Raw genomic sequence first — 12132 nt, 5'->3', positions numbered from 1 at the left:
TCCGGCGCCTCCCGCCCGCTCAGGCCGCGGGCAGCAGCCCGATCGCCCGGTAGGCCGAGTCCACGGTCGGCTGCGCCATCTCCCGGGCCCGCTCGGCCCCGGCCCGAAGCACCGCGTCCACCTGCCCGGGGTCGGCCGCCAGCTCCCGGTGCCGTTGCTGCAAGGGGGCGAGCAGCTCCACCACGGCCTCCGCGGTGTCCTTCTTCACGGCGCCGTACGAGGAGTAGTCCGCGGCGAGATCCTCCGGCCGCCCACCGGTGCAGGCCGCCAGGATCTCCAGGAGGTTCGCGATGCCGGGACTGACCGCCCGGTCGTAGACGACCTCCCGCCCGCTGTCGGTCACCGCCCGCATGAACTTCCTCCGGATGACCTCGGGCTCGTCGAGCAGATGGACCACCCCGGCGGACTCGGCCCCCGACTTCCCCATCTTGCTCAGCGGATCCTGAAGGTCCCGCACCCGCGTCCCCAGCACCGGAAGGGTGGCCTTCGGCACCACGAAGGTGGCCCCGTACCGCTGGTTGAAGCGCAGCGCGAGGTCCCGCGTCAGCTCGACGTGCTGCGCCTGGTCCTCACCGACCGGCACCTCGTCCGTCCGGTACGCCAGGATGTCCGCCGCCATCAGCACCGGATACGTGAGCAGCGAGAGCCGCACACCGCCCCCGCGCTCCTGCTCCTGCCGCGCCTTCTCCTTGTACTGGATCATCCGCCGCATCTCCCCGTCCGCGGCCACACACTCCAGGAGGTACGAGAGTCTGGTGTGCGCGTCCACATGGCTCTGGACGAAGACCGTGCACGACCGTGGATCGAGCCCCGCCGCGAGCAGCAGACTCGCGCCCTGCCTGGTCAGCCGCCGCACCCGGGCCGGATCGTGGTCGACGGTGAGCGCGTGCAGGTCGACGAGGCAGAACAGGGCCTCCGAGCGGTGCTGATCGGTCTCGACCCAGCGCCGCACCGCCCCGAGGTAGTTCCCGAGCGTCAGGTGTCCCGTGGGCTTGACCCCGCTGAAGGTCCGCGTCATGTGTCCTCACTCCTTCCGGTGAGGCCGCCGTCCTCGCCGGCCGGCGGGCTCCCGGAGCGGGAAACACGAACGGCCGCCGAAGCGGCGGCCGTTGAGCGCGTGCGTAGGTCCGGCCGCCGTCAGGCGGCCCACCACTGCCGGGTGTGCGCACGCGTAGTCATGGGGCAGAGGGTACGCCCTCGGCTCCCCGCCCGTGCGAAGTTGACACTCCCCGGAGGGATCCGTAATGTACTGCGAGCTGTCCAGCGGTGAGCCGCCGACCTCAGGTCGGTCCCGGGACAGCCATTCCGCAGAGAACATCGACCGAGCCACGATCCGTCGTCGGCTCGTTTTCATGCTCCCCTGTGCAATGAGGAACTGCGTTCGAAAGAGCGCCCCCGATTAGGTCGGGGAGAATGCTTCCGCTAAGGTCTCATCCACGTCGGAATGGCCCAACGGCCGTCACGGCAACCCCTGCTGACGGGGAATCAGCGCCGAAAGGATCTGATACAGTCGGCACCGCCGGAAAGGGAAACGCGAAAGCGGAGAACAGCCCGGCAAACCCCCTCCGGAGGGTGGCGGAAACGGAAATCGGATCTGCTAAAGTCGGAAACACCGAAGGGAAACGCCCGGAGGAAAGCCTCGGCTGAATGGTCGGGGTGAGTACGAAGGAAGTGTCCGTTCCTTGAGAACTCAACAGCGTGCCAAAAGTCAACGCCAGATATGTTGATACCCCTGACTCTCGGCAGTCGTTTGTGACTGTCTTGGGTTTGGGTTCCTTTGAAGAAACACACAGCGAGGATGCTGTGGACCGGGGGGATTATTCCTCCTCCTGGTTCCGCTCTCGTGTGTGTGACCGGATTACCGGTACACATTCACGGAGAGTTTGATCCTGGCTCAGGACGAACGCTGGCGGCGTGCTTAACACATGCAAGTCGAACGATGAACCCGCTTCGGTGGGGGATTAGTGGCGAACGGGTGAGTAACACGTGGGCAATCTGCCCTGCACTCTGGGACAAGCCCTGGAAACGGGGTCTAATACCGGATATTGACCTGCTTGGGCATCCAAGTGGGTGGAAAGCTCCGGCGGTGCAGGATGAGCCCGCGGCCTATCAGCTTGTTGGTGAGGTAGTGGCTCACCAAGGCGACGACGGGTAGCCGGCCTGAGAGGGCGACCGGCCACACTGGGACTGAGACACGGCCCAGACTCCTACGGGAGGCAGCAGTGGGGAATATTGCACAATGGGCGGAAGCCTGATGCAGCGACGCCGCGTGAGGGATGACGGCCTTCGGGTTGTAAACCTCTTTCAGCAGGGAAGAAGCGTGAGTGACGGTACCTGCAGAAGAAGCGCCGGCTAACTACGTGCCAGCAGCCGCGGTAATACGTAGGGCGCAAGCGTTGTCCGGAATTATTGGGCGTAAAGAGCTCGTAGGCGGCTTGTCGCGTCGGTTGTGAAAGCCCGGGGCTTAACCCCGGGTCTGCAGTCGATACGGGCAGGCTAGAGTTCGGTAGGGGAGATCGGAATTCCTGGTGTAGCGGTGAAATGCGCAGATATCAGGAGGAACACCGGTGGCGAAGGCGGATCTCTGGGCCGATACTGACGCTGAGGAGCGAAAGCGTGGGGAGCGAACAGGATTAGATACCCTGGTAGTCCACGCCGTAAACGGTGGGCACTAGGTGTGGGCAACATTCCACGTTGTCCGTGCCGCAGCTAACGCATTAAGTGCCCCGCCTGGGGAGTACGGCCGCAAGGCTAAAACTCAAAGGAATTGACGGGGGCCCGCACAAGCGGCGGAGCATGTGGCTTAATTCGACGCAACGCGAAGAACCTTACCAAGGCTTGACATACACCGGAAAACTCTGGAGACAGGGTCCCCCTTGTGGTCGGTGTACAGGTGGTGCATGGCTGTCGTCAGCTCGTGTCGTGAGATGTTGGGTTAAGTCCCGCAACGAGCGCAACCCTTGTCCCGTGTTGCCAGCAGGCCCTTGTGGTGCTGGGGACTCACGGGAGACCGCCGGGGTCAACTCGGAGGAAGGTGGGGACGACGTCAAGTCATCATGCCCCTTATGTCTTGGGCTGCACACGTGCTACAATGGCCGGTACAATGAGCTGCGATACCGCAAGGTGGAGCGAATCTCAAAAAGCCGGTCTCAGTTCGGATTGGGGTCTGCAACTCGACCCCATGAAGTCGGAGTCGCTAGTAATCGCAGATCAGCATTGCTGCGGTGAATACGTTCCCGGGCCTTGTACACACCGCCCGTCACGTCACGAAAGTCGGTAACACCCGAAGCCGGTGGCCCAACCCCCTTGCGGGGAGGGAGCTGTCGAAGGTGGGACTGGCGATTGGGACGAAGTCGTAACAAGGTAGCCGTACCGGAAGGTGCGGCTGGATCACCTCCTTTCTAAGGAGCACCTCTCACTCGGACTTGTCCGAGTCAGAGGCCAGTACATCGGCGAATGTCTGATGCTGGTTGCTCATGGGTGGAACGTTGACTACTCGGCACACTCGGTTCGGTGGGTTCGCTAGTACTGCTCGTAAGGGCGTGGAACGTGAAGATCATGGAGCTGGGGGTGTCGGGCACGCTGTTGGGTGTCTGAGGGCACGGGCTGTATGCCTGGTGTCTTCGGTGCCGGCCCCAGTGAACTCGGGATGTGGTCCCGGGGTGATGGGTGGTTGGTCGTTGTTTGAGAACTGCACAGTGGACGCGAGCATCTGTGGCCAAGTTTTTAAGGGCGCACGGTGGATGCCTTGGTACCAGGAACCGATGAAGGACGTGGGAGGCCGCGATAGGCCCCGGGGAGCTGTCAACCGAGCTGTGATCCGGGGGTGTCCGAATGGGGAAACCCGGCAGTCGTCATGGGCTGTCACCCATGCCTGAACACATAGGGCATGTGGAGGGAACGCGGGGAAGTGAAACATCTCAGTACCCGCAGGAAGAGAAAACAACCGTGATTCCGGGAGTAGTGGCGAGCGAAACTGGATGAGGCTAAACCATGTGTGTGTGAGACCCGGCAGGGGTTGCGCATGTGGGGTTGTGGGATTCTTCTTGATCAATCTGCCGGTTGGTCGACGAGTCAGAAACCGTTGGTGTAGGCGAAGGACATGCGAAAGGTCCGGCGTAGAGGGTAAGACCCCCGTAGCTGAAACATCAACGGCTCGTTTGGAGAACACCCAAGTAGCACGGGGCCCGAGAAATCCCGTGTGAATCTGGCGGGACCACCCGCTAAGCCTAAATATTCCCTGGTGACCGATAGCGGATAGTACCGTGAGGGAATGGTGAAAAGTACCCCGGGAGGGGAGTGAAATAGTACCTGAAACCGTGTGCCTACAAGCCGTGGGAGCGTCGGGCAAGCACTTGTGCTTGTCTCGTGACTGCGTGCCTTTTGAAGAATGAGCCTGCGAGTTTGCGGTGTGTTGCGAGGTTAACCCGTGTGGGGAAGCCGTAGCGAAAGCGAGTCCGAATAGGGCGGTATAGTAGCGCGCTCAAGACCCGAAGCGGAGTGATCTAGCCATGGGCAGGTTGAAGCGGAGGTAAGACTTCGTGGAGGACCGAACCCACCAGGGTTGAAAACCTGGGGGATGACCTGTGGTTAGGGGTGAAAGGCCAATCAAACTCCGTGATAGCTGGTTCTCCCCGAAATGCATTTAGGTGCAGCGTCGTGTGTTTCTTGCCGGAGGTAGAGCACTGGATAGGCGATGGGCCCTACCGGGTTACTGACCTTAGCCAAACTCCGAATGCCGGTAAGTGAGAGCGCGGCAGTGAGACTGTGGGGGATAAGCTCCATGGTCGAGAGGGAAACAGCCCAGAGCATCGACTAAGGCCCCTAAGCGTACGCTAAGTGGGAAAGGATGTGGAGTCGCAGAGACAACCAGGAGGTTGGCTTAGAAGCAGCCATCCTTGAAAGAGTGCGTAATAGCTCACTGGTCAAGTGATTCCGCGCCGACAATGTAGCGGGGCTCAAGCGTACCGCCGAAGTCGTGTCAATCCAGCAGATAGCCCTAACGGGTGTTGGGTTGGGTAGGGGAGCGTCGTGTGCCGGGTGAAGCCGCGCCGGAAGGCAGTGGTGGATGGTTCACGAGTGAGAATGCAGGCATGAGTAGCGATACACACGTGAGAAACGTGTGCGCCGATTGACTAAGGGTTCCTGGGTCAAGCTGATCTGCCCAGGGTAAGTCGGGACCTAAGGCGAGGCCGACAGGCGTAGTCGATGGATAACCGGTTGATATTCCGGTACCCGCTGTAGAGCGTCAAACATCGAGCATCGTGATGCTAAGGCCGTGAAGCCGCCCTGATCTCTTCGGAGTTGAGGGGAGTGGTGGAGCCGCCGGTCCAAGCGGTTAGTAGGTGAGTGATGGGGTGACGCAGGAAGGTAGTCCATCCCGGGCGGTGGTTGTCCCGGGGTAAGGGTGTAGCCCGTGCGATAGGTAAATCCGTCGTACATAGGGGTGAGACCTGATGCCGAGCCGATTGTGGTGAAGTGGATGATCCTATGCTGTCGAGAAAAGCCTCTAGCGAGTTTTATGGCGGCCCGTACCCTAAACCGACTCAGGTGGTCTGGTAGAGAATACCGAGGCGTTCGGGTGAACTATGGTTAAGGAACTCGGCAAAATGCCCCCGTAACTTCGGGAGAAGGGGGGCCATTTCTGGTGATCCCACGTGCTGGGTGAGCTGGGGGTGGCCGCAGAGACCAGCGAGAAGCGACTGTTTACTAAAAACACAGGTCCGTGCGAAGCCGTAAGGCGATGTATACGGACTGACGCCTGCCCGGTGCTGGAACGTTAAGGGGACCGGTTAGCTCACTTTCGGGTGGGCGAGGCTGAGAACTTAAGCGCCAGTAAACGGCGGTGGTAACTATAACCATCCTAAGGTAGCGAAATTCCTTGTCGGGTAAGTTCCGACCTGCACGAATGGCGTAACGACTTCTCGACTGTCTCAACCATAGGCCCGGTGAAATTGCACTACGAGTAAAGATGCTCGTTTCGCGCAGCAGGACGGAAAGACCCCGGGACCTTTACTACAGTTTGATATTGGTGTTCGGTTCGGCTTGTGTAGGATAGGTGGGAGACTGTGAACTTGTCACGCCAGTGGCGGGGGAGTCGTTGTTGAAATACCACTCTGGTCGTGCTGGATGTCTAACCTGGGTCCGTGATCCGGATCAGGGACAGTGTCTGATGGGTAGTTTAACTGGGGCGGTTGCCTCCTAAAGGGTAACGGAGGCGCCCAAAGGTTCCCTCAGCCTGGTTGGTAATCAGGTGTTGAGTGTAAGTGCACAAGGGAGCTTGACTGTGAGACCGACGGGTCGAGCAGGGACGAAAGTCGGGACTAGTGATCCGGCGGTGGCTTGTGGAAGCGCCGTCGCTCAACGGATAAAAGGTACCCCGGGGATAACAGGCTGATCTTCCCCAAGAGTCCATATCGACGGGATGGTTTGGCACCTCGATGTCGGCTCGTCGCATCCTGGGGCTGGAGTCGGTCCCAAGGGTTGGGCTGTTCGCCCATTAAAGCGGTACGCGAGCTGGGTTTAGAACGTCGTGAGACAGTTCGGTCCCTATCCGCTGTGCGCGTAGGAATATTGAGAAGGGCTGTCCCTAGTACGAGAGGACCGGGACGGACGAACCTCTGGTGTGCCAGTTGTTCTGCCAAGGGCATGGCTGGTTGGCTACGTTCGGGAGGGATAACCGCTGAAAGCATCTAAGCGGGAAGCCTGCTTCGAGATGAGTGTTCCCACCTCCTTTGAGAGGGTAAGGCTCCCAGTAGACGACTGGGTTGATAGGCCGGATATGGAAGCCCTGTGAGGGGTGGAGTTGACCGGTACTAATAGGCCGAGGGCTTGTCCTCAGTTGCTCGCGTCCACTGTGTTGGTTCTGAAACCACGAACAACCGCTGCCCCGCACCACGTGTTGGTGTGGTGTGGCTTCGGTTGTGTGTTTCATAGTGTTTCGGTGGTCATAGCGTGAGGGAAACGCCCGGTTACATTCCGAACCCGGAAGCTAAGCCTTACAGCGCCGATGGTACTGCAGGGGGGACCCTGTGGGAGAGTAGGACGCCGCCGAACGAATTGTAGAGAAGAGCCCCTGTACCGGGAGACCGGTACGGGGGCCTTTTTCATTTCCAGGGGCATTTTCCGTTCCCCTTTTCCGGCACCGTAAGGTCAGGGCATGCGCTACGACCTGGTCATCTTCGACAATGACGGGGTGCTCGTCGACAGTGAGCCCCTGTCGAACCGACTCCTGGCCGCGTACCTCACGGAGCTCGGGCACCCGACCACGTACGAGGAATCGCTGCGGGACTACATGGGCGGGGCCATGCACCGGGTGCATGAGACCGTGCTGGCGCGGACGGGGCGGAAGCTGCCCGAGGACTTCGACGAGGAGTTCCACCGGCGGGTCTTCGCGCTCTTCGAGCGGGAGTTGCAAGCGGTGGCCGGCGTACCGGAGGTGCTGGCGGAACTGGCGGCTGACTCCGTCGCCACCTGTGTCGCCTCGTCCGGGAGCCATGAGCGGATCCGGGTCGGGCACCGGAAGACCGGCCTCGACAGGTTCTTCGACGAGGGCCGGATCTTCAGCTCGCAGGATGTGGGCCGGGGCAAGCCGGCCCCCGACCTCTTCCTGCACGCCGCGGACCGGATGGGGGTGGCACCGGCCCGCTGCGCCGTCGTCGAGGACAGCCCGCTCGGGGTACGCGCGGCGGTGGCGGCCGGGATGGACGTGTACGGATTCACCGCCATGACGCCGGCCGGGCAGCTGGCGGAGGCCACCCGGCTCTTCGCGGACATGCGGGAGCTGACCGGGCTCCTGGACCGCCGCCAACCGTGACGTTCCGCCGCCGACCAGGAGGTTCCGGGTCGTGAGGCGTGCCACGCTCCGTCGAGGACGGGGCGGGCGGCCGGTACGGTGACGGGCATGAGTGGCCGCACGCAGCTGATGTGGGACGAGGCAGTTACGCGCTACGACTTCGGTGCCGGGCATCCGATGGACCCGGTGCGGTTGGCGCTGACCCGTGGGCTCGTCGGCGCCCTCGGCCTGGACGCGGCCGTGGATGTGGTCACGGCGAAGCGGGCCGGGGAGTCCACGCTGCAGCTCGTGCACCGCGAGGACTATGTGAACGCCGTGAAGGCGGCCTCCGAGAACCCGGCCGCCGCGGACGGGTCGTACGGGATCGGGACGGTGGACGATCCGGCCTTCGCGGGGATGCACGAGGTCTCGGCAGTGATCGCGGGCCAGTCGGTCGGGGCGGCCGAGGCGGTGTGGCGGGGCGAGGCGCCGCACGCGGTGAACTTCGCGGGCGGGCTGCACCACGCGATGCCGGGCGGGGCCTCCGGGTTCTGTATCTACAACGACGCCGCGCTGGCCATCGCCCGGCTGCTCGAACTCGGCGCGGAGCGGGTCGCGTACGTCGATGTGGACGTGCACCACGGGGACGGGGTGCAGGCGGCCTTCTGGGAGGACCCGCGGGTGCTCACCGTCTCGCTGCACGAACACCCGCGCACGCTGTTCCCGCAGACCGGCTGGCCGCAGGAGACCGGCGCCGACTCCGCGGAGGGCTCGGCGGTGAATGTCGCGCTGCCCGCGGGCACCGGCGACGAGGGCTGGCTGCGGGCCTTCCACGCGGTGGTGCCCGAACTCCTCGCCGACTTCCGGCCGCAGGTCCTGGTCACCCAGCACGGCGCCGACACCCACTTCGAGGACCCGCTCGCCCACCTCGCGGTCTCCCTGGACGCGCAGCGTGCCGTCCAGGTCGCCCTGCACGAGCTGGCGCACCAGCACGCCGGGGGCCGCTGGGTGGCGCTCGGCGGCGGCGGATACGCGGTGGTCGACGTGGTGCCGCGGTCGTGGACGCATCTGGTGGGCATCGCGGCCGAGCGGCCGGTGGCGCCGGAGACGCTGATCCCCGAGGAGTGGCGGCAGTCCGTGTACGCACGGACCCGGCAGGACGCCCCGCGCCGGATGACCGACGGGCGCTGGCCGGTCGACTTCGCGGAGTGGGAGGCGGGCTACGACCCGGCCGACCGCCTCGACCAGGCCGTCCTCGCCACCCGCAAGGCGGTCTTCCCGCTGCGGGGCATGCTGCCGTAGCCGCGGCGGACCAGACCCGGGCCACCAGACCCGGGCCACCAGACCCGGGCCACCAGACCCGGGCCACCAGACCCGGGCCACCAGACCCGGGCCACCAGGAGCGGGCCCAACCGGCCGCGCGCCGCGCTTGGTTGGCCCCGTGCCTTCCCCCGCCCTCAGTACATACGTACGTACCGTCCGTCGACCGGGTGCCGTTTCGCCGGTGCGGGCGCCGGGGCGGGGCCGCTGCGCGAGCATCGGGGCGTGCTCACTACCCAGGCGCTGCGGGCGCACCTGCTGGCGTCCGGGATCGCCGGGGCGGTGGCCACCTCCCGGGAGGCCAATCTGCGCAGCTACCGGTTGTTCGCCGCCCGGGACCCCCGCGTCCTGCTCGGCCTCGATCCGCGGGGGGAGTGGCCGCAGCGGGCGGTGATGGCGCTGATGGCCGAGCGGTGCGGGATCTCCGGCGATCCCGCGCGGTGCGGCGGGCCCGACGCGATCGACCCGGAGCGCACCCTCGCCGCCCTGGACGCCTTCGCGGACCGGCTCGGGCGGGCCGCCCGGCTGCGCAGCCCGGTGCTGTTCGGCACGGGGCATCCGCATCGGCTGCTCGGCTTCTACGCCGCCCTGGCGCGCGGGATGTCGGCGGCCGGCTGCCCCGTACTCACCCCGGCGCGGGGGGCGGTCCTCCCCCTCATGACGCGCTTCGGTCTACGCGCCCATCACCTCGACTACGTAGCCGAGGTCGCCCTGGTGCGGGAGGCGGGGCAGACGGGGGCGGGGCGTGCGCCGGGGCGTGGGCGACCGGCGCACTCGCATTCCCCGCGCCCGGTGCGCACCGCGCTCGCGGCGCTCGCCGAGGGGGGCGGGCCGCTGCCCGCGCTGGTGGTCGGCGACCACGGCTGGGTCTGCGGGGCAGGTCAACTGGGCATTGATGCCATGGGACTTGCCGACACCGATGATCCGGCGCTCTTCGTCGGCGAGGCCGAGGGGCGGATTTCGGTCGTCGTCCCACTGGATGACGCGGTTCGCTCCGATCACTACCGGCCACTTGTGCGCCATGTGCTGACGCGGGCCGGACTGTCGGGATAAAGGGGACCCGCTGCTCCTCTTCCCCACTCGCACCACCCGCCTCTACTCTGGTGAGTGAGCACGCAACGACGAGGAGTCACCGGAAGGGGAAGCCGGGGCGCGTCGTGTGCGGAAGGTTCAGGTGTGTCATGGCTGGTGGCGAGAGGCCTCTGAACGAGGTTCAGTTCCTTACCGTGGCGGAAGTCGCCTCGGTGATGCGCGTATCCAAGATGACCGTGTACCGCTTGGTGCACAGCGGTCATCTGCCCGCGATCCGGGTGGGCAGGTCGTTCCGAGTCCCGGAGCAAGCGGTTCACGAGTACCTCCGCGAGTCCTATGTGGGGGTGGAGACTGCCTGAGAGAAGGTCCGGTTTCCACCGGCCCGTCACCCGATTACGGGCTCAGCGCTCGGGCGGGTAGGCTAGCCCCTCGTAGGTCGTGTGGGCCCATGTCGCCCCGCACCAAGATCCCCGAAGTGTGGGGATGTTCCGAGAAGTGAGCGAGGGTAGTCGTGGGCTCTGTTATCAAGAAGCGGCGCAAGCGGATGGCGAAGAAGAAGCACCGCAAGCTGCTGAAGCGCACGCGTGTCCAGCGTCGTAACAAGAAGTGAGCGACGCTGACGAGAAGCGCTCTGCGGCCCCCCTGCTGTGACAGCAGGGGGGCCGCGGTCGTTTTCGCGCCCCCGCGGGCCGGGCGCGTCCGGCCCGGATTGAGCGCGGGCCGGGCGGGCAGGCGTGCCGGAGCCCGGAATTCCGGACCGGTGGGAGGCCGGTGGGGGCAATCCCCGCGAATCGGTGCCGCGCGGCGATTACAGCGCGGCGGTGAAGCGCTACGGTGGCGCGTACGGCACGTACCGGTGAACGCGTGGTGCGGGGCCGGGGCGGCGAGCGGCGACGGGAAGGCGGGCGCGGATCGTGGGCGAGGTCGTGCTGGTGACAGGGGCGGCCCGGCAGCTGGGCGGGCGTTTCGTGCGCCGCATCCAGCGCGATCCCGAGGTGGACCGGGTCATCGCCGTGGACGCGGCACTGCCCCAGCACCACCTGGGCGGCGCCGAGTTCGTGCAGGCCGACATCCGGCAGTCCACCATCGCCAAGGTCCTCACCGAACGCGGCGTGACCACCGTGGTGCACCTGGACGTCAGCGGTACCGGACTCGGCGGCACCGGCCGGACCGCGGTCAAGGAGACCAACGTCATCGGCACCATGCAGCTGCTCGGTGCCTGCCAGAAGTCCCCCGCGGTGCGGCGCCTGGTGGTGAAGTCCTCGACCAATGTGTACGGGGCGGCGCCCCGCGACCCGGCCGTCTTCACCGAGACCACCCCGCCGAAGTCGCTGCCGAGCGGCGGCTTCGCCAAGGACACCGTCGAGGTCGAGGGCTATGTGCGCGGCTTCGCCCGGCGCCGCCCCGATGTCGCGGTCTGCGTGCTGCGCTTCGCCAACATCCTCGGGCCCGGCGCCGAGACCCCGCTGACCGAGTACTTCTCGCTGCCCGTGCTGCCGACCGTCTTCGGCTACGACCCGCGGCTGCAGTTCGTGCACGAGGACGATGTGATCGAGGTGCTGCGGATCGCTGCCCGGGAGCCGCGCCGGGGCACCCTCAACAGCGGCACCTTCAACATCGCCGGGGAGGGCGTGCTGCTCCTGTCGCAGTGCTCGCGCCGGCTCGGCAGGCCGACCGTGCCGATGCTGCTGCCCGCGGTGAGCTGGTTCGGCTCGGCGCTGCGCAATCTCGGCGTCACCGACTTCTCGCCCGAGCAGCTGCGGCTGCTCACCCACGGCCGCATGGTGTCGACGGCCCAGATGCGTGAAACCCTGGGATACGAGGCCGGGTACACGACGGCCGAGGCCTTCGAGGACTTCGTGCGCTGCCGGGGCGCGGGGCTGCTGCCCCCGCAGCTGGTGGCGTCCGCGGTCGACAAGCTCGCCGCCCTCCCCTTCCTGGCGGGCGCGCGCGAGGCGGCAGGCACCGGCACGGGCGGTACGGCCCCCGCGCAGAGCGCGAACTGA

At 65.5% G+C, this 12132-nt stretch carries 7 protein-coding genes and 3 rRNA genes; 9 read left to right on the top strand and 1 reads right to left on the bottom strand.

Translation table 11 applies throughout. The features are described 5' to 3' along the window. Positions 1-19: 19 nt before the first annotated feature. Entirely contained in the window at positions 20-1018 is a 999-nt protein-coding gene (gene trpS / locus MID12_RS12155; RefSeq protein WP_263166879.1) for a tryptophan--tRNA ligase, read from the bottom strand. A gap of 853 nt (positions 1019-1871) precedes the next feature. Here trpS and MID12_RS12150 point away from each other — a divergent pair. The 9 genes from MID12_RS12150 to MID12_RS12110 all read left to right on the top strand — a co-directional run bounded on the left by MID12_RS12150 (position 1872) and on the right by MID12_RS12110 (position 12132). Beyond that, positions 1872-3401, top strand: a 16S ribosomal RNA gene (locus tag MID12_RS12150). 315 nt (positions 3402-3716) lie between these two features. Further along, a 23S ribosomal RNA gene (locus tag MID12_RS12145) occupies positions 3717-6839 on the top strand. Between the two features lie 100 nt (positions 6840-6939). Next, a 5S ribosomal RNA gene (gene rrf, locus MID12_RS12140) occupies positions 6940-7056 on the top strand. Together the 16S, 23S and 5S rRNA genes form the textbook arrangement of a ribosomal RNA operon. A 103-nt stretch (positions 7057-7159) precedes the next feature. Beyond that, entirely contained in the window at positions 7160-7816 is a 657-nt protein-coding gene (locus MID12_RS12135; protein ID WP_040249852.1) for an HAD family hydrolase, read from the top strand. Positions 7817-7903: 87 nt separating this feature from the next. Beyond that, positions 7904-9076 carry an acetoin utilization protein AcuC gene (locus MID12_RS12130; protein ID WP_040249849.1) on the top strand — a complete coding sequence of 391 codons (1173 nt, stop codon included), beginning with the start codon at positions 7904-7906 and terminating at the stop codon, positions 9074-9076. 243 nt (positions 9077-9319) lie between these two features. Then, complete coding sequence (locus tag MID12_RS12125; protein WP_263166876.1) at positions 9320-10147, top strand: phosphatase; 828 nt, start codon at positions 9320-9322, stop codon at positions 10145-10147. Positions 10148-10275: 128 nt separating this feature from the next. Further along, a complete protein-coding gene (locus tag MID12_RS12120) occupies positions 10276-10485 on the top strand; it encodes a helix-turn-helix domain-containing protein (RefSeq protein ID WP_040249844.1) in 210 nt (69 codons plus the stop codon). Positions 10486-10637: 152 nt separating this feature from the next. Beyond that, positions 10638-10736: a 30S ribosomal protein bS22 gene (locus tag MID12_RS12115; RefSeq protein ID WP_003948845.1), complete on the top strand. Its 99-nt coding sequence runs from the start codon at positions 10638-10640 to the stop codon at positions 10734-10736. Between the two features lie 304 nt (positions 10737-11040). Continuing rightward, complete coding sequence (locus MID12_RS12110; protein WP_040249842.1) at positions 11041-12132, top strand: NAD-dependent epimerase/dehydratase family protein; 1092 nt, start codon at positions 11041-11043, stop codon at positions 12130-12132.

This window comes from Streptomyces sp. SCSIO ZS0520, from assembly GCF_025643355.1.
Lineage (GTDB): Bacteria > Actinomycetota > Actinomycetes > Streptomycetales > Streptomycetaceae > Streptomyces > Streptomyces physcomitrii.
The sequence above is the reverse complement of the archived record's forward strand: the minus strand, read 5'-3'. Positions and strand labels throughout refer to the sequence as shown.

Excerpts from the sequence above, each read along its gene's own strand:
- trpS (WP_263166879.1), bottom strand. The coding sequence starts at position 1,018 with ATGACGCGGACCTTCAGCGGGGTCAAGCCCACGGGACACCTGACGCTC.
- MID12_RS12135 (WP_040249852.1), top strand. The coding sequence starts at position 7,160 with ATGCGCTACGACCTGGTCATCTTCGACAATGACGGGGTGCTCGTCGAC.
- MID12_RS12130 (WP_040249849.1), top strand. The coding sequence starts at position 7,904 with ATGAGTGGCCGCACGCAGCTGATGTGGGACGAGGCAGTTACGCGCTAC.
- MID12_RS12120 (WP_040249844.1), top strand. The coding sequence starts at position 10,276 with ATGGCTGGTGGCGAGAGGCCTCTGAACGAGGTTCAGTTCCTTACCGTG.